The 17548-nt window shown below is 64.4% G+C and carries 15 protein-coding genes; all 15 read right to left on the reverse strand.

Features of this window, described 5'->3' with window-relative positions:
* Positions 1-31: 31 nt before the first annotated feature.
* The 15 genes from ftsZ to mraZ all read right to left on the reverse strand — a co-directional run bounded on the left by ftsZ (position 32) and on the right by mraZ (position 17535).
* Complete coding sequence (gene ftsZ / locus J2X15_RS06095; RefSeq protein WP_310340349.1) at positions 32-1273, reverse strand: cell division protein FtsZ; 1242 nt, start codon at positions 1271-1273, stop codon at positions 32-34.
* A gap of 121 nt (positions 1274-1394) precedes the next feature.
* Positions 1395-2624, reverse strand: a complete 1230-nt coding sequence (ftsA, locus tag J2X15_RS06100) for a cell division protein FtsA (protein ID WP_310340352.1) — start codon at positions 2622-2624, stop codon at positions 1395-1397.
* A 26-nt stretch (positions 2625-2650) separates the two neighbouring features.
* The gene (locus J2X15_RS06105) at positions 2651-3436 is read right to left on the reverse strand and encodes a cell division protein FtsQ/DivIB (RefSeq protein WP_310340354.1); all 786 of its coding nucleotides are present in this window, start codon (positions 3434-3436) and stop codon (positions 2651-2653) included.
* Complete coding sequence (locus tag J2X15_RS06110) at positions 3433-4386, reverse strand: D-alanine--D-alanine ligase (protein ID WP_310340355.1); 954 nt, start codon at positions 4384-4386, stop codon at positions 3433-3435. Before J2X15_RS06110 ends, J2X15_RS06105 begins: the two co-directional genes overlap by 4 nt.
* A gap of 5 nt (positions 4387-4391) precedes the next feature.
* Entirely contained in the window at positions 4392-5834 is a 1443-nt protein-coding gene (gene murC / locus J2X15_RS06115; RefSeq protein WP_310340358.1) for a UDP-N-acetylmuramate--L-alanine ligase, read from the reverse strand.
* Positions 5831-6895 (reverse strand): undecaprenyldiphospho-muramoylpentapeptide beta-N-acetylglucosaminyltransferase, encoded by a 1065-nt coding sequence (gene murG, locus J2X15_RS06120; protein ID WP_310340359.1) that lies wholly within the window; start codon positions 6893-6895, stop codon positions 5831-5833. Before murG ends, murC begins: the two co-directional genes overlap by 4 nt.
* Complete coding sequence (gene ftsW, locus J2X15_RS06125; RefSeq protein ID WP_310340362.1) at positions 6892-8151, reverse strand: putative lipid II flippase FtsW; 1260 nt, start codon at positions 8149-8151, stop codon at positions 6892-6894. Before ftsW ends, murG begins: the two co-directional genes overlap by 4 nt.
* The gene (gene murD / locus J2X15_RS06130) at positions 8148-10019 is read right to left on the reverse strand and encodes a UDP-N-acetylmuramoyl-L-alanine--D-glutamate ligase (protein ID WP_310340364.1); all 1872 of its coding nucleotides are present in this window, start codon (positions 10017-10019) and stop codon (positions 8148-8150) included. Before murD ends, ftsW begins: the two co-directional genes overlap by 4 nt.
* Complete coding sequence (gene mraY / locus J2X15_RS06135) at positions 10016-11194, reverse strand: phospho-N-acetylmuramoyl-pentapeptide-transferase (protein ID WP_310340366.1); 1179 nt, start codon at positions 11192-11194, stop codon at positions 10016-10018. The genes murD and mraY overlap by 4 nt, the downstream gene beginning before the upstream one ends.
* Before the next feature lie 18 nt (positions 11195-11212).
* Positions 11213-12619, reverse strand: coding sequence for a UDP-N-acetylmuramoyl-tripeptide--D-alanyl-D-alanine ligase (locus J2X15_RS06140; protein WP_310341231.1), 1407 nt, complete (start codon positions 12617-12619; stop codon positions 11213-11215).
* A 5-nt stretch (positions 12620-12624) separates the two neighbouring features.
* Positions 12625-14103 carry a UDP-N-acetylmuramoyl-L-alanyl-D-glutamate--2,6-diaminopimelate ligase gene (locus J2X15_RS06145; protein ID WP_310340369.1) on the reverse strand — a complete coding sequence of 493 codons (1479 nt, stop codon included), beginning with the start codon at positions 14101-14103 and terminating at the stop codon, positions 12625-12627.
* Positions 14103-15848: a peptidoglycan D,D-transpeptidase FtsI family protein gene (locus tag J2X15_RS06150; RefSeq protein ID WP_310340372.1), complete on the reverse strand. Its 1746-nt coding sequence runs from the start codon at positions 15846-15848 to the stop codon at positions 14103-14105. The genes J2X15_RS06145 and J2X15_RS06150 overlap by 1 nt, the downstream gene beginning before the upstream one ends.
* Positions 15845-16165, reverse strand: a complete 321-nt coding sequence (gene ftsL, locus J2X15_RS06155; protein WP_310340374.1) for a cell division protein FtsL — start codon at positions 16163-16165, stop codon at positions 15845-15847. Before ftsL ends, J2X15_RS06150 begins: the two co-directional genes overlap by 4 nt.
* Positions 16162-17097: a 16S rRNA (cytosine(1402)-N(4))-methyltransferase RsmH gene (rsmH, locus tag J2X15_RS06160; protein WP_310340376.1), complete on the reverse strand. Its 936-nt coding sequence runs from the start codon at positions 17095-17097 to the stop codon at positions 16162-16164. Before rsmH ends, ftsL begins: the two co-directional genes overlap by 4 nt.
* A gap of 9 nt (positions 17098-17106) precedes the next feature.
* Positions 17107-17535, reverse strand: coding sequence for a division/cell wall cluster transcriptional repressor MraZ (gene mraZ, locus J2X15_RS06165; protein WP_094482051.1), 429 nt, complete (start codon positions 17533-17535; stop codon positions 17107-17109).
* Between the last annotated feature and the right edge of the window lie 13 nt (positions 17536-17548).

A 17548-nucleotide genomic window follows, 5' to 3' on the forward strand; every position in this document is an offset into this window, starting at 1 on the left:
GGCTGGATTTTACCGGGGCGCCAATTCACCTTCAGTCTGCCTGTTTACGCAGAAAAGCAGGGATTTCGTAGTCATCCATGCCGCCGCTGGACAGCGCGTCCACCTTGGCTGCCGCTTGTGTGCGGTTGGTGCGCCACACGCTGGGGGTGGCCATGCTGCCGTAGTCGGGCTGGGCCGCGCTCGCACCTGTGCCACCCAAGGCCGCTGCCGCGCCGGAAGGCTGGGCAATGGTGTTGAGCGTAGGCACGTGGAAAGGCACGTTGTCGGTACCGGTGCGCAGCACCTGCAGCGGAGGGGCTGTGCGACGGGCACCTTGGCGGCTCAAACCGGTGGCCACTACGGTCACGCGGATTTCCTCGCCCAGCGAGTCGTCGTAGGCCGTGCCGTAGATCACGTGCGCATCGGGCGACGCGTAGGCACGGATGGTGTTCATCGCCAGTTTGGACTCGGACAGCTTCAAGCTGCCCTTGGCGGCGGTGATCAACACCAGTACACCCTTGGCGCCCGACAGGTCGATGCCTTCGAGCAGTGGGCAGGCCACGGCCTGTTCCGCCGCAATGCGTGCACGGTCCGGGCCCTTGGCCACGGCGGTACCCATCATGGCCTTGCCGGGTTCACCCATCACGGTGCGCACGTCTTCAAAGTCGACGTTCACATGGCCGGGCACGTTGATGATTTCGGCAATGCCGCCCACGGCGTTCTTCAGCACATCGTTGGCATGGGCAAAGGCTTCGTCCTGGCTCACGTCGTCGCCCAGCACTTCCAGCAGTTTCTCGTTCAGCACCACGATCAGCGAATCCACATTGGCTTCGAGCTCGGCCAGGCCGCTGTCGGCGTTGGTCATGCGGCGGCCACCTTCGAAGTCGAAGGGCTTGGTTACCACACCCACGGTCAGGATGCCCATTTCCTTGGCCACGCGCGCAATCACGGGGGCCGCACCGGTACCGGTGCCGCCGCCCATGCCGGCGGTGATGAAGAGCATGTGCGCGCCATGGATGGCGGTGCGAATGTCGTCTTCGGCCTGCTGCGCGGCGTCACGGCCCTTGTCGGGCTTGCTACCGGCGCCCAGACCGCTGCCACCCAGCTGGATGGTCTTGTGGGCGCTGCTGCGGGACAGGGCTTGTGCGTCGGTGTTGGCGCAGATGAATTCCACGCCGCCCACGGCGGTCTGGATCATGTGCTCGACCGCGTTGCCGCCGCCGCCGCCCACGCCGATGACCTTGATTTGGGTGCCTTGGTTGAACGCTTCTTCTTCGATCATTTCGATGGCCATGTTGTTACTCCTGAAAAACTATTTGAATGAAAACTGGTGAAAACTGGGTGGGGGGTTTGGAGGTACGTGTTCATTTATGAAGGCGGACTCCCCCGTGCAAGCCAAAGTCTGTGTTTCATGGTTAGAAGTTCCCCACGAACCAGTCCTTGACGGAACCGAATGCTGTTTTCATCGAGCCGGCTTTTTGCGCCACCTTGTAGCCACGCATGCGGGCCAAGCGGGCCTCTTCGAGCAAGCCCATGACGGTGGCCGCACGGGGCTGCGCCACCATGTCGGCCAACGCGCTGTTGTATTTGGGGATGCCGCGGCGCACCGGCTTGAGGAAGATGTCCTCGCCCAACTCCACCATGCCCGGCATGATGCAGCTGCCGCCAGTCAGCACAATGCCGCTGGACAGCACTTCTTCGTAGCCCGACTCACGCATCACCTGGTTCACCAGGCTGAAGATTTCCTCAATGCGTGGCTCGATCACGCCGGCCAGCGCCTGGCGGCTCAGCATGCGGGGTCCGCGGTCGCCCAAACCAGGCACTTCCACCTGCGTCTCGGGATCCACCAGCAGCTGCTTGGCGTGGCCGCTCTCCACCTTGATGTCCTCGGCGTCCTTGGTCGGGGTGCGCAGTGCCATGGCGATGTCGCTGGTGATCAGGTCACCGGCAATCGGGATCACGGCCGTGTGGCGGATCGCGCCGTTGGTAAAGATCGCCACGTCCGTCGTGCCGGCGCCAATGTCTACCAGCGCCACGCCGAGTTCACGTTCGTCTTCGGTCAGCACGCTCAGGCTGCTGGCCAGCGGGTTCAGCATCAGCTGCTCCACTTCCAGGCCGCAGCGGCGCACGCATTTGATGATGTTCTCGGCCGCGCTCTGCGCGCCGGTGACGATGTGCACCTTGGCTTCCAGGCGGATGCCGCTCATGCCGATGGGCTCGCGCACGTCCTGGCCGTCGATGATGAATTCCTGTGGTTCCACCAGCAGCAGACGCTGGTCGGTGCTGATGTTGATGGCCTTGGCGGTTTCCACCACGCGGGCCACGTCAGCCTGCGTCACTTCGCGGTCTTTCACGGCCACCATGCCGCTGCTGTTGATGCCGCGGATGTGGCTACCGGTGATGCCGGTGTAGACCCGCGTGATCTTGCAGTCGGCCATCAACTCGGCTTCTTTGAGGGCCTGCTGGATGCTGGCCACCGTGGCGTCGATGTTGACCACCACCCCGCGCTTGAGGCCGTTGCTGGGCGCCACGCCGAAGCCTGCGAGCTTGAGTTCGCCACCGGGCATGACCTCGGCCACCACAGCCATGACCTTGGCGGTTCCGATGTCCAGCCCGACGACTAGATCCTTGTATTCTTTTGCCATAGTTGCACCTGGTACTTCTGTTATCGCTACTTTTTGGGGGCATCCGCTGCTAGCGTGGTCACGCCGCGCAGCCGGATGGCATACCCGTTCTCATGCCGCAGGTCCGCCGACTCCACGGCCGTCAGCGGCCGTGCGTAGCGGGTGGTGACCTGCGTCAGGGTTTTCAAAAATCGGTCCACGCGCGCGTTCACTTCGTCCGCATGGCCTCGGCCCAGCTCCAGCACCGCACCACTCTCCAGGCGCGCACGCCAGCTGCCACGGCCGGTAAGCTCCAGCTGCTCCAGCGGCAACTCCATCTTGTCGAACTGCGGCGCCAGCACGCGGTACAGCGCCAGCACCTCGGCACTCTGGCCCTCGGGGCCATTCAGGCGCGGCAGCGCTTCCTGCTCCACCTCGCCCACGTTGGCCTCGAACACTTCGCCGTAGTTGTTGATCAGGCGCAGCTCGGGGTCGGCGCCCCAATAGGCCACAGCCTGGTGTTCTTGCAGGTCCACCCGTAGGCGGTTGGGAAACTCGCGCCGCACCACCGCATGGCGCACCCAGGGCACCGCCTCAAACGCCGAGCGCACACGCGCCAGGTCCACGGTGAAGAAGGTGCCGTTCAGGCCCGGCGCCACGTTGGCGCGCAGGGTCAGCGGGTTGTTGTGGTTCATGTCGCCGGTGACGCTGATGCCCTGCAGGTCAAACACCGGCAGACGCGATACCCAGCGCGCCGCGGCCACCATAGCCAGACCGGCAAACGCCATGAACAGCACCACAGCGGTGGTGTTCATGAGTTTGACGTCCAGCGGGGTGGCCACGGAAGAGTTCATGCAGAAACGCCTCCGTCCGTCGCGGTGCTTTGCAGCAGACGCACGCACAGGTCTTCGTAGCTGATGCCGGCCGCGCGGGCCGACATGGGCACCAGCGAGTGGCCGGTCATGCCGGGCGAGGTGTTGATCTCCAGCAGGTAGGGTGTGCGGGTTGTCGCGTCGATCATGACGTCGGCGCGGGCCCAGCCGCGGCAGCCCAGCACTTGGTAGGCCTTGCAGACCATGGCCTGGATCGCTTCTTCTTCCCCCACGGGCAGTTGGGCGGGCACCAGGTACTGCGTCACATCGGTGAAGTACTTGTTCTGGTAGTCGTAGTTGCCCTCGGGCGCCACGATACGAATCACTGGGAAGGCCTCGGGCTGGTCGTTGGGGCCCAGCACCGGGCAGGTCACCTCGTCGCCCGCGATGAACTGCTCGCACAGCACCACAGGGTCGTGTTGCGAGGCCAACGCGTAGGCTGCGTCGCACTGGTCGGCCGACAGCACCTTGGTGAACCCGATGGAGGAGCCTTCGCGCGCGGGCTTGACGATCATGGGCGCGCCCAACGCAGCCAACGCTGCATGGGTTTGCGCTGCGCTGCTGACCTGTTGCCAGGCCGGGGTGGACAGGCCTTCGAAGCGCCAGATGCGCTTGGTCATGACCTTGTCCATGGAAATGGCGGAGGCCATGACACCGGAGCCGGTGTAGGGAATGCCCAGCAATTCGAGTGCGCCCTGCACCGTGCCGTCTTCACCATAGCGGCCATGCAGCGCGATGAAGCAGCGCGCAAAGCCTTCGCGTTTCAGATCGTCCAACGGGCGCTCAGACGGGTCAAACGCGTGTGCGTCCACCCCCTTGGACAGCAGGGCCTTGAGCACACCGCTGCCCGACATGAGGGACACCTCACGCTCCGCCGAAGCACCGCCCATCAGGACAGCCACCTTACCGAGATTCAAGTCATTTTGAGCCATAGCCCTTATCCACGCTGCGCAAGCAGCTCCTGTTTTTGTAGCATGTCAGCAATCTTTCCGGGCACAGCGCCAATCGACCCGGCCCCCATGCACATCAGCACATCGCCATCGCGGGCGTTGTCAATCGCGGCCTGCGGCATGTCGGTAATTTCGTCCACGAAGATGGGCTCCACCTTGCCGCCGATGCGCAGTGCGCGCGCCAGCGAACGGCCGTCAGCCGCCACGATGGGCGCCTCGCCCGCGGCGTACACCTCGGCCAGCAGCACCGAATCTGCGCCTGCGCCAATCACCTTCACAAAGTCTTCAAAGCAATCCCGCGTGCGCGTGTAACGGTGCGGCTGGAACGCCAGCACCAGGCGGCGACCCGGGAAGGCACCGCGCGCCGCGGCCAGCGTGGCTGCCATTTCCACGGGGTGGTGGCCGTAGTCATCAATGACCGTGACCGTGCCGCCCGGCTTGCCATCGATGCTGGGCAGGGCTAGATCGCCATAGCGCTGGAAGCGGCGGCCCACGCCCTTGAACTCGGCCAGCGCCTTGACCACGGCGGCGTCGGCAATGTTGAGTTCTACCGCCACGGCGATGGCCGACAGCGCGTTGAGCACGTTGTGCAAGCCCGGCAGGTTCAGCACCACGTCCAGGTCGGGCAACACCACGCCATTGCGGCGCTGCACGGTGAAATGCATCTGGCCACCCATGGCGCGCACGTTCACGGCGCGCACTTCAGCGTCCTCGTTGAAGCCATAGCTGGTGATGGGGCAGGTGACCTGCTCGCTGATCTCACGCACGGCTGCATCGTCGGTGCAGAGGATGGCGGTGCCGTAGAAGGGCATGCGGTGCAGGAAATCGACAAAGGCTTTCTTCAGCTTGCCGAAGTCGTGCCCATAGGTCTCCATATGGTCCGCGTCGATATTCGTCACCACGGCCATCACCGGCAGCAGGTTCAGAAAGGACGCATCCGACTCGTCGGCCTCCACCACGATGTAGTCGCCGCTGCCCAGACGCGCATTGGCGCCCGCACTGTTCAAGCGGCCGCCAATCACGAAGGTGGGGTCCAGCCCGGCCTCGGCCAGCACGCTGGCCACCAGGCTGGTGGTGGTGGTCTTGCCGTGGGTACCGGCAATGGCCACACCCTGTTTCAGGCGCATCAGCTCCGCCAGCATCAATGCGCGCGGCACCACGGGAATCTTCATCTCCCGGGCGCGGATGACTTCCGGGTTGTCCGCCTGCACGGCAGTCGACGTGACCACCGCATCGGCCCCGGTCACGTTCTCGGCCGCGTGGCCCACATAGGTCTGGATGCCCAAGGCTGCCAACCGCTGGGTGGTTGCGTTGTCCGCCAGGTCAGAGCCCGAAATGGTGTAGCCCAGGTTGCTCAGCACCTCGGCGATGCCCGACATACCGGAGCCGCCCACGCCGACAAAATGGATGTGTTTGACTGCGTGTTTCATGTTGCGAGCTCCTCGCAGGCTGCCACCACCGCTTCGGTGGCATTGAGTTTTTGCATCTTTTTGGCCTCCAGCCCCCTTTGAATCAGCGCGGGGCGCTCTGTTTTTTGCAGCAAAGCGGCCAAGACCGCGGGCGTCATGTCCGCCTGGGGCAGTAGCCAGCCACCGCCCTGGTCGACCAGGAAGCGGGCATTGAAGGTCTGGTGGTCGTCCACCGCGGCCGGGAATGGAACAAACACGGCGGCGGCGCCCACGGCGGCAATCTCGGTCACGGTGCTGGCGCCGGCACGGCAGATCACCAGGTCGGCATCGGCAAAGGCCTGGGCCGTGTTGTCAATGAAAGGCGTCAGGGTGGCTTGGACACCCGCCGCCGCATAGTTGGCACGCAGCTCGTCAATCTGCTTTTCGCCGGCCTGGTGCGTCACCACGGGGCGCTGCGCTTCAGGAATCAGCGCCAGCGCTTGGGGTACCACGGTGTTGAGCGCGCGCGCCCCCAGGCTGCCACCCACCACCAAGACTTTCAGCGGGCCGCTGCGGCCGGCAAAGCGAGCCTCGGGCGCGGGCTGGTTCAGGAATTCGGTGCGCAGCGGGTTGCCCACCCACTCGGCCTTGGCCAGCACCTGGGGGAAGGCCGCAAACACGCGGTCGGCCACACCGGCCAGCACCTTGTTGGCCATGCCGGCCACGGAGTTCTGTTCGTGCAGCACCAGGGGCTTGCCGCACAGCACGCCCATCATGCCGCCGGGGAAAGTGATGTAACCGCCCAGGCCCACCACCACATCGGGCTTCACGCGGCGCACCACCTGCAGGCTTTGCCAGAAGGCGCGCAGCAGTTTGAAGGGCAGCAGCGCCAGCGTGCTCAGGCCCTTGCCGCGCACACCACTAAAGTCCACCAACTCCAGCGGAATGCCACGGGCTGGCACGATGCGGCTTTCCATGCTGCCGGGCGCGCCCAACCAGTGCACGCGCCAGCCGGTGTTCAGCAGGGCCTGCGCCACGGCCAGCCCCGGGAAGATGTGACCGCCGGTACCGCCGGCCATGATGAGAGCGCACTTCTGTGTCATACGCGCCCCCCGTGCATGAGCTGTCTGTTCTCATAGTCCACGCGCAGCACTACGGCGATCGAAATCAGGTTCAGCAGAATGGCCGAACCTCCGTAGCTCATGAGCGGCAATGTCAGGCCCTTGGTAGGCAGCGCGCCCAGGTTCACGCCCATGTTGATGAAGGCCTGAAAGCCCATCCAGATGCCCACACCCTGCGCCACCAAGCCAGCAAACACGCGGTCCAGTGCGATGGCCTGGCGGCCGATGTGCATGATGCGCCGCGTCAGCCACAGGAACAGGCCGATCACGATGACCACGCCGACCAAGCCGAACTCTTCACCGATCACGGCGAGCAAAAAGTCGGTATGCGCCTCGGGCAGCCAGTGCAGCTTTTCCACACTGCCGCCCAGGCCCACACCAAAAATCTCCCCGCGCCCGATGGCAATCAGCGAGTGCGAGAGCTGGTAGCCCTTGCCCAGCGTCAGCTTTTCGTCCCAGGGGTTCAGGTAGGCAAAAATGCGCTCACGCCGCCATTCCGAGGTGGCAATCACCAGCGCAAAGAGCAGCACCAGAATGGTGGCGATCAGGAAGAACATCCGCGCATTCACGCCACCCAAAAACAAAATACCCATGGCGATCACGGCAATCACCATGAAGGCGCCCATGTCAGGCTCCGCCAGCAACAACAGGCCAATGATGGCCACCGCCACGCCCATGGGCAGCACGGCACGGAAGAAGCGCTCCTTCACATCCATCTTGCGCACCATGTAGTCGGCCGCGTACAGCAGCACGGCAAACTTGGCCAACTCGGAGGGCTGGAAGTTCATGATGCCCAGCGAGATCCAGCGGCGCGCACCGTTCACACCACGGCCGATGAAGGGCACCAGCACCGCAATCAACAGCACCAGCGACAGCACGAACAGCCAGGGCGCGTACTTTTCCCAGGTGGCCAGCGGAATCTGGAACGCAATCAGCGCCGCCACAAACGCCACCAACAGGGACACCACGTGACGCGTCAGAAAGTGGGTGTGGGCGTAGAGCGCAAACTTGGGGTTGTCGGGCATGGCGATGGAGGCCGAATACACCATCACCAGGCCCCACAGCAGCAGGGCCACGGTGACCCAGACCAGGGGCTGGTCGAAGCCCTTCACCTGCGCTGGCGTGGGACTGGTGGCGGCAAACGAGCCGCGCCCGCCCAGACGCACCGGCAGCGCGCCCGTGGCGGCTTCGGTCTCGGCGCCGAACCAGCCGGCCAGGCGTTGGCGCAGGGCGTTCATGCGGTGTGCTCCATGTCCACGCCGTTGGCCAGGGCCAGCGCGCGCACCGCGTCGCAGAAGACCTGGGCACGGTGTTCGTAGTTCTTGAACATGTCAAAGCTGGCACAGGCCGGCGACATCAGCACCGCGTCACCCGCATGGGCGCGCGTGTTGGCCAAGGCCACGGCCGACTCCATGGAGTCGGCATCGACCAGCGGTACTTCGGCAGAGGCAATGGCCTCGCGGATCAGCGGGGCATCGCGACCAATCAGCACCACGGCGCGCACATAGCGGGCAATGGGTGCGGCCAGCGGCGTGAAGTCCTGTCCCTTACCCTCGCCCCCCAGAATCACCACCACCTTGCGGTCGGCGCCCAGGCCCTGCAGGGCGGCCACCGTGGCACCCACGTTGGTGCCCTTGCTGTCGTCAAAGAATTCGACTTCGTTGAGGATGCCAATCGGCTCCACGCGGTGCGGCTCGCCGCGGTACTCGCGCAGGCCAAACAAAATAGGCCCCAGCGCGCAGCCCGCTGCGGCGCACAGCGCAAGCGCGGCCAGCGCGTTGCTGGCGTTGTGGCGACCACGGATGCGCAGGGCATCGGCCGGCATCAGGCGCTGGATGTGCAGCTCTTCCTCGTCGTCCTTGCGTTTTTTGCGGGTCTCGTCTGCTTCCAGTGCGCGCACCAGCCACACCATGCCGTTGACCTCTTCCAGGCCAAAATCACCGGGGCGCTGAGGCATGTCGCTGCCAAAGGTGGTGTGGGCGCGCTCCTGTGGGCGCTGCAGCTTGACGCGCAGCGGCGCGGGCAACATGGCCATCACGCCCGCATCGTCGCGGTTCAGCACCATCAGGCCAGTCTGACCGAAGATGCGTGCCTTGGCCGCGGCATAGGCGGGCATGCTGCCGTGCCAGTCCAGGTGGTCTTGCGTCACGTTGAGCACTACGGCCGCCGTGGGCTCAAAGCCCACCACGCCATCGAGCTGAAAACTGGACAGCTCCAACACCCAGACCTCGGGCAGCGTGTCGGCGTCCAGATGGCCGCTCAGCGTGTCCAGCAGCGTGGGGCCAATGTTGCCGGCCACGGCCACGGTCTTGCCTGCGTGGGCGACCAACTGGCCGGTCAGCGAGGTCACGGTGGTCTTGCCATTGGTACCGGTGATGGCCAGCACCGCGGGGGCATAGGCCCGGGCGGTGCGCAGCGCCTGCAGCGCCATCGCATACAAGTCTAATTCGCCTCCAGCCCGCACAGACTCTGCGCCAGCAGCTACCAAAACAGGAGCAACTTCTGCGGGGCTCAGACCGGGGGAGTGGTACACCGCCTGCAGGTTCTGGCCTTCGACCAACGCTGCGTCAAAGGCACCGGGTACAAAACGTACTTGCGGCAGCTCCTGCTGCAGCGTGGCCAACTGGGGTGGGGCTGCGCGCGTGTCCGCCACGGTGATGCTGGCTGCACCCGTACGGGCGCACCAGCGCGCCATGGCCAGGCCGGAGGCGCCCAAACCCAGGATCAGGATGTTCTGGCCCAGCAACGGTTGGAAAGGTGCGTCCACCAGTGGCTCCGGGGCCAAGGCCTCCTCAAGCTCTACCTGCGCATCGTCCACCAGCACCACGGGCTCAGCCTTCTCGGCATGCGTGTCCGCAAAAATCTGCGCCACAAAAGCCGCAGCGTCGCGCGCGGCCGTCAGCGTGGTGGGCAGGCCACGGGCTTCCTTGGCGGATTCCACCGGTTCAGCAAGCTCGACCGTGACAGGTACGGCCTCTACGGCAGGCACGTCTGACACCTCTTCTGGCGCAGCGGGCTGCGCGTCGGGCACAGACGGCTGCGCCCCGCCGTCCGGAGTGGACGCTGCGGGGTGTTCGCCGGGGAGGTGCTCTTCGTGTTCGTTCATCGCAATTTCAGGGTGGACAGGCCCACCAGGCAGAGCAGCATGGTGATGATCCAGAAGCGGACCACCACCTGGGTTTCTTTCCAACCCGACTTTTCAAAGTGGTGGTGCAGCGGCGCCATCTTCAGCAGGCGACGGCCTTCGCCAAATTTCTTCTTGGTGTATTTGAAGTAGGTCACCTGCAGCATCACCGACACGGCTTCGGCGACAAAAACACCGCCCATGATGGCCAGCACAATTTCCTGCCGCACGATGATGGCGATGGTGCCCAGCGCGCCACCGAGAGCCAACGCACCCACATCACCCATAAACACCTGGGCAGGATGGGTGTTGAACCACAAAAACGCCAGACCCGCACCGGCCATGGCCGAACAGAAAATCAGCAGCTCGCCGGAACCCGGGATGTAGGGGAAGAACAGGTACTTGGAATAGACCACGCTACCCGTCACATAGGCAAACACGCCCAGTGCCGAGCCCACCATCACCACGGGCATGATGGCCAGACCGTCCAGGCCGTCAGTCAGGTTCACCGCATTGCTGGAGCCCACGATCACCAAATACGTCAACACCACAAAGCCCAAAACCCCCAAGGGGTAGGTCACTTCCTTGATGAAGGGCAGCAACAGCCCGGCCTTGGGCGGCAGGTTCACATCGAAACCGGAGCGCACCCAGTTAAAGAACAGCTCGATCACGCGCAGGTTGGAGCTTTCGGAAATGCTGAACACCAGGTACAGCGCGGCCAGCAGACCAATCACCGATTGCCAGAAATACTTCTCGCGTGAGCGCATGCCCTCGGGGTCTTTGTGCACCACCTTGCGCCAATCGTCGGCCCAGCCAATGGCGCCGAAACCCAGGGTCACCAGCAGCACGATCCAGACAAAGCGGTTGGACAGGTCGGCCCACAGCAACGTGGAGGTGGCAATGGCCAGCAAGATCAGCACACCACCCATGGTGGGCGTGCCGCTCTTGCTCAGGTGCGATTCCATGCCATAGCCGCGAATCGGCTGGCCAATCTTGAGCTCACGCAGGCGGCGAATCACATAGGGACCTGCCGCCAAACCGATCAGCAAGGCCGTCATGGCCGCCATCACCGCACGGAAAGTGAGGTACTGGAACACGCGAAAAAACCCGAACTCGGGCGACAGGCTTTGCAGCCATTGGGCCAGGCTCAGCAGCATGAAAACTCTCCAAACAGATCAGGCCGCATGGGATGGGGCCTCCGGGGAAACAGGGAGCGCCGAGAGCGCTTCGACGACACGCTCCATACGCATGAAGCGCGAACCCTTGACCAGCACGCTGGCCACCCGGGGCAGCAAAGCCAAGGCGGCGTCGTTGAGCGCGTGCACATCGTTGAAATGGCGGGCCACGGCACAGGTCTGCACCACATGCACGCTCAACACCCCCAGCACCAGCACATGGTCGATGCCGCGCGCCTGGGCATAGGCCCCGGCTTCGGCATGGAACTCGGGGCCTTGCTCGCCCACCTCGCCCATGTCGCCCAGCACCAGCAGGCGCGGGCCCGGCAGGTCGGCCAGCACATCGATGGCGGCACGCACGGAGTCGGGGTTGGCGTTGTAGGTGTCGTCCACCAGCGTGGCGTCCACAGACGCGGCGGACAGCTGCATTGCACGGCAGCGGCCCTTGACCGGGAGGAAGGCGTTGAGCCCCTGCTCCACCGCGACCACGGGCACACCGGCCGCCAGCGCGCACGCAGCGGCGGCCAAAGAATTCTTCACGTTGTGGCGGCCCGCAATGGCCAGCCGGTAACGCAGTGCGCCTTGCGGAGCCGTAGCTTGCACCTGCCAGGCACCAGCCGCCCACTGTGCGTGCTGGCCCACCACCTGGGCCGTCGGTGCATCCACCGCAAACTGGCTGCTCGCGCGCACGCCCGTCAAGCCTTGCCACAGCGGGGTGAAGGCGTCGTCAGCCGGGAACACCGCCGTGCCGTTGGTGGGCAGCGATTGGATCACGGCGCCGTTTTCCCAAGCCACGGCTTCCACGGTTTGCATGAACTCCAGGTGTTCGCGCTGCGCGTTGTTCACCAGGGCCACAGTAGGCTGCACCATGGCGGCCAGCACCGGAATCTCGCCCCGGTGGTTCATGCCCAACTCGACCACGGCGATACGGTGCTCGGCGCGCATGCGCAGCAACGTCAGGGGCACACCAATGTCGTTGTTGAAATTGCCCTTGGTGGCCAGCGCCGCACCATGGGGGGCGTAGGCATCCAGAATGCTGGCCAGCATCTGGGTCACCGTGGTTTTGCCGTTGCTACCAGTCACAGCGATCACCGGCAGGCTGAACTGGGCACGCCACTGGGTGGCGAGTTGGCCCAGCGCAGCCTTGGTGTCGGCCACCTCTACGCGCGGCAAGCCTGCAGGGTAAGACGCAGCATCCAAGCCAGCGTGGCACAGGACTGCCGCTGCGCCTTGGGACTGGGCATCTTGCAAAAAATCGTTCGCGTCAAAGCGTTCACCGCGCAGCGCCACAAACAGGTCGCCGGTTGCAATCGTGCGGGTATCGGTGTGCACCCGCAGGATGCGGGTGCTGGGGTCGCCCACGGCCTGTCCGCCGGTCCACGCAGCCAGTTGGGCCAGTGTCATCATGGGGCTCATGCGCGCGCCTCCAACGCCAGGGCCACGTGGGCCCGGTCAGAAAACACGTGCTTGGTGCCGGCGATGTCCTGCGTGGCTTCGTGGCCCTTGCCGGCCACCAAAATCACGTCCTGGCTCTGTGCACCCAGCACCGCCTGGCGAATCGCCTGGGCGCGGTCCACGTCCACATCCACACCTTTAGCGTCCACCATGCCCAGCAAAATCTGGGCAAGGATGGCTTCGGGTTTTTCGCTGCGCGGGTTGTCGCTGGTCACCACCACACGGTCGGCCTGCTGCACGGCAATGGCGCCCATCAGCGGGCGCTTGGAGGCATCGCGGTCACCACCGCAACCAAACACACACCAGAGCTGTCCGCCACGCTCTTGCGCAATCGGGCGCAGTGCCAGCAGCGCCTGGGCCAGCGCGTCGGGCGTGTGGGCATAGTCCACTGCCACCAGGGGCGCTTGCTCGCCACCCAGGCACTCCATGCGGCCAGGCACGGGCCGCAGTGCGGCGCAAGCCTGCACTGCAGCGTCCAGCGCCACACCGAGGCAGCGCATGGAGGCAATCACACCCAACAAATTCGACACGTTGTACAGGCCCACGGCCTGGGACTGCAACGTATGCACCGCAGTGCCCTCCACCACGTCAAACACCATGCCGTGGGCGTTGTGGCGCACGTTGCGAGCCTGCAGGCGCGCAGGCTGCTGCACCGAGGTGGTCCACACGTCCAGCGCGCTATCGGCCAGCTCATCGGCCAACACCAGGCCCTGCGGGTCATCGATGTTGAGCACCGCATGCGCCAGACCCGGCCAGCCAAACAGCTTGCGCTTGGCCTGCCAGTAGGTCTGCATGCTGCCGTGGTAGTCCAGATGGTCTTGGGTGAAATTGGTGAGCACGGCCACGCGCACGGCCATGCCCTGTAGGCGATGCTCCTCGATACCAATCGACGAAGCTTCGATGGCGCAGGCACGCAGCCCATCGTCCACAAACTGGCGCAGGGTTTTCTGCAGCAGCACAGGGTCGGGCGTCGTTAAGCCGGTGGACTCCACCACGGGCGGGCGGCCCACACCCAGGGTGCCAATCACGCCGCAGGGCAACGCCTGCCCGGCAGGCAGAGCAGACAGGGCCTGGGCCAGCCACCAGGCGGTGCTGGTCTTGCCATTGGTGCCAGTAATCGCCACCATGGCCAGGGACTGCGACGGCTCGCCATAAAACGCGGAGGCAATGGAGCCGGTGTCGGCCTTCAGGCCTGCATAGCTGCCCACGACATCGGTCGGCAGGTCAAACGCCCCGGCACCGTCCTGCTCGACCAAGCACGCCAGCGCGCCTTGGGTCAGCGCTTGCGGCACAAAACGGCGCGCATCTACTGCTGCGCCAGGCCAGGCAATAAAGGCATCGCCTGCGGTCACGGCGCGGCTGTCTGAAGCCAGGGCGGTGCAGCCCTGGCTACGCAACCACTGCACCACGTCAAGAGGCGTGCTGAGCGTGTGCATCAGAAGCTCTCCTCCACGGCATCGGCCTGGATTTGCGGGCGCACCGCCATGTCGGGCTGCACGCCGAGCATGCGCAGGGTCTGCTGCACGGTTTCGCTGAACACCGGGGCCGCCACATCGCCGCCGAAGTACTTGCCGTTGCTGGGCTCGTCCAGCATCACGCCCACAATCACGCGCGGCTGGTCGATGGGCGCCATGCCCACAAACCAGCTGCGGTACTTGCGGTTGCCATCGGTGCCGTATCCCTTGCCCACTTGCTTGTAAGCGGTGCCGGACTTGCCACCCACCGAGTAGCCAATGGTTTGCGCCTTGGGGCCGGTACCGCCAGGGCCAGCGGCCATTTGCAGCATGTGGCGGATCTTGGCCGCGGTCTGCTCCGAGAACACGGGCACGCCCACCGCAGGCTCGCTGGTCTTGAGCAGGGTGGCCGGAATGATGTTGCCGCCGTGCGAAAACACGGTGTAGGAGCGCACCATCTGGAACAGCGAGGCCGACATGCCATAGCCGTACGAAATGGTGGCCTGCTCGATGGGGCGCCACGACTTGTAAGGGCGCAGGCGGCCCGACACAGCCCCCGGGAATTCAATCTGCGGCTTCTGACCAAACCCGGCTTGCGAGAAGGTTTGCCACATCTCGCTGGCAGGCATTTGCATGGCGATCTTGGTGGTGCCCACGTTGCTGGACACCTGGATCACCTGCTCCACCGTCAGCGCGCCATGGGGGTGCGAATCGTGGATAGTCGCCCCCGTGATGGTGACCGAGCCGGGGGCCGTATCGATGATGGTGGACGGCTTGACGCGTCCGGTTTCCAGCGCCAGCCCCACGGTGAAAGGCTTCATCACCGAGCCAGGCTCGAAGGTGTCGGTCAGCGCGCGGTTGCGCAGCTGCGCCCCAGTCAGGTTCTGGCGCTTGTCGGGCGTGTAGCTAGGGTAGTTGGCCAGGGCCAGCACTTCGCCCGTGATGGCGTCCAGCACCACCACGCTGCCAGCCTTGGCCTTGTTGCTCAGCACCGAGTCGCGCAGCTTCTGGTAGGCAAAGAATTGGATCTTGCTGTCGATGCTGAGCTGCAAGTCACGCCCGGCCACGGGCTGCACCACCTCACCCACGTCTTCCACAGCGCGGCCCAGGCGGTCCTTGATCACATGGCGCATGCCGGGGCGGCCCAGCAGCTCCTTGTTGAACATGAGCTCCACGCCTTCCTGGCCGTTGTCCTCCACATTGGTGAAACCCACGATGTGCGCAGCAGACTCCCCCTCGGGGTACTGGCGCTTGTACTCCTTGCGCTGGTAAATGCCCTTGATGTTGAGGTCGCTGATTTTCTTGGCAACGTCCGCGTCCACCTGCCGCTTGATCCAGACAAAGGACTTGTCCTCGTCGTCCAGCTTCTTGGACAGGTCAGCAGCCGGCATCTCCAGCAGCTTGGCCAGTTGGGCCAGTTGGCCTTTTTCCAGCTCCACGTCTTCGGGAATCGCCCAGATGCTGGGCGCAGGCACGCTGGAGCCCAGAATCAGGCCATTGCGGTCCAGAATGCGGCCGCGGTTGGCAGGCAGGTCGATGGTGCGGGCAAACCGCACTTCACCCTGGCGCTGGAAAAAATCATTGGCCACCACCTGGATATAGGCAGCACGCGCCACCAGACCCGTGAAGCCCAGCGCAATCGCACCCACCACAAACTTGCTGCGCCACACCGGCGTGCGACTGGCCAGGAGCGGGCTGGACGTGTATTGAATCCCGCGGCGCGTCATTTGCTGCCCTGCCCCGCAGATGCATTGGTAGCCACACTGGCAGCCGCCTCGGGGGCGCTGTAGGTCACATAGCTGGTGATGGCAGGGGTCACCTGACGCATTTGCAGCTTCTCGCGCGCCAGGCGCTCTACGCGGGCGGAGGTGGCCTGTTCGCGCTTCTCCACTTGCAGGCGGCCGTACTCGGTTTCCAGACGCCGTGCGTCGGCGCGGGACTTGTCCAGCTCAGTGAACACGCGGCGCGACTCGTACTGCACACCCACCAAATACAAAGCGCTGGCCACAACGGCCAGCACCAGCACCAGATTGATGCGCATCATGCTGCCATCCTTTGTGCAACGCGCAAGATGGCGCTGCGCGAGCGGGGGTTGCCCGCCACTTCGGCCGCGCTGGGTTTGATGCGGTCCAGCGCCTTGAGCTTCATGACTTTGGGCACCGCAAAGGGCGCACGGCGGTCGTATTCTTCTTTGGAGTGCTTGGCAATGAACTGCTTGACGATGCGGTCTTCCAGTGAGTGAAAGCTGATCACTGCCAGGCGCCCACCCACCTCCAGCACGTCCAGGCTCGCATCTAACGCTTGTTGCAACTCCTCAAGCTCGGCGTTGATGAAAATCCGAAGAGCCTGAAATGTGCGCGTTGCAGGGTTCTGGCCCTGCTCGCGGGTTTTGACCGTGTCAGCCACGAGTTGGGCCAGCTCGGAGGTGGTTGAAATTGGCCCCCGTTCCTGTCGGCGAGCAGCAATCGCCTTTGCAATTGGCCCAGCAAACCGTTCTTCACCATATTCACGTATCACCTCCGCGATTTGATTGATCTCGGCCGTTGCCAGCCACTGGGCCACACTCTCACCGCGCGTGGTGTCCATGCGCATATCCAGGGGACCTTCAAAGCGGAAGCTGAAGCCCCGCTGTGGGTTGTCAATCTGGGGGGAGCTCACACCCAGATCCATCAGCACACCAGCTAGGCTGGCCGCGGGCAGTTCACCCAGATGGGAGAAACCTTCGTGGCGGATAGAGAAACGGGGGTCGGTGATGCTGGCGGATTGCGCCACGGCGTCGGGATCGCGGTCAAAGGCGACCAAGCGACCAGTGGGACTCAATTGCTCAAGAATGCGGCGCGAATGGCCGCCGCGACCAAAGGTGGCATCGACGTAGGTGCCGTCCGCCGCGCCCGCATAGGCCTGCCCGTCGTTGCTGAACAATGCGTCTACTGCTTCGTTCAACAAGACGGTGGTGTGGGTCCAAGGAGCTTCCACCGTCACACCTTAGAAAGAAAAGTCTTTGAAGACATCGGGCATCTCGCCCTGCATGGCCTTGGCCTCTTGGGCGTCGTAAGTGGCCTTGTCCCAGAGTTCAAAGTGGTTGCCCATGCCCAGCAGCATGGTGTCTTTGGCAATGCCTGCCGCTTCACGCAGCTCGGGGGACACCAGCACACGCCCAGTAGCGTCCATCTCCACGTCCATGGCGTTGCCCAGAAAGATGCGCTTCCACCACTGGGCGGACATCGGCAACGCAGCAATGCGCTCGCGAAATTTTTCCCACTCCGGGCGGGGGAACACCATCAGGCAGCCATGGGGGTGTTTGGTGATCGTGAGTTGGCCGGCGGCCGTCGCGCTCAAGACGTCACGATGCCGAGTCGGTACTGATAACCGACCTTTCGCATCCAGACTGAGAGACGAGGCCCCTTGAAACACGCTAAAACACCCT

Origin of the sequence: Rhodoferax saidenbachensis (assembly GCF_031457975.1) — a bacterium.
GTDB classification, from domain to species: Bacteria; Pseudomonadota; Gammaproteobacteria; order Burkholderiales; family Burkholderiaceae_C; genus Allorhodoferax; species Allorhodoferax saidenbachensis_A.

Coding starts and splice junctions, on each gene's coding strand:
- ftsZ (WP_310340349.1), bottom strand. CDS start 1,273: ATGGCCATCGAAATGATCGAAGAAGAAGCGTTCAACCAAGGCACCCAA.
- ftsA (WP_310340352.1), bottom strand. CDS start 2,624: ATGGCAAAAGAATACAAGGATCTAGTCGTCGGGCTGGACATCGGAACC.
- J2X15_RS06105 (WP_310340354.1), bottom strand. CDS start 3,436: ATGAACTCTTCCGTGGCCACCCCGCTGGACGTCAAACTCATGAACACC.
- J2X15_RS06110 (WP_310340355.1), bottom strand. CDS start 4,386: ATGGCTCAAAATGACTTGAATCTCGGTAAGGTGGCTGTCCTGATGGGC.
- murC (WP_310340358.1), bottom strand. CDS start 5,834: ATGAAACACGCAGTCAAACACATCCATTTTGTCGGCGTGGGCGGCTCC.
- murG (WP_310340359.1), bottom strand. CDS start 6,895: ATGACACAGAAGTGCGCTCTCATCATGGCCGGCGGTACCGGCGGTCAC.
- ftsW (WP_310340362.1), bottom strand. CDS start 8,151: ATGAACGCCCTGCGCCAACGCCTGGCCGGCTGGTTCGGCGCCGAGACC.
- murD (WP_310340364.1), bottom strand. CDS start 10,019: ATGAACGAACACGAAGAGCACCTCCCCGGCGAACACCCCGCAGCGTCC.
- mraY (WP_310340366.1), bottom strand. CDS start 11,194: ATGCTGCTGAGCCTGGCCCAATGGCTGCAAAGCCTGTCGCCCGAGTTC.
- J2X15_RS06140 (WP_310341231.1), bottom strand. CDS start 12,619: ATGATGACACTGGCCCAACTGGCTGCGTGGACCGGCGGACAGGCCGTG.
- J2X15_RS06145 (WP_310340369.1), bottom strand. CDS start 14,103: ATGCACACGCTCAGCACGCCTCTTGACGTGGTGCAGTGGTTGCGTAGC.
- J2X15_RS06150 (WP_310340372.1), bottom strand. CDS start 15,848: ATGACGCGCCGCGGGATTCAATACACGTCCAGCCCGCTCCTGGCCAGT.
- ftsL (WP_310340374.1), bottom strand. CDS start 16,165: ATGATGCGCATCAATCTGGTGCTGGTGCTGGCCGTTGTGGCCAGCGCT.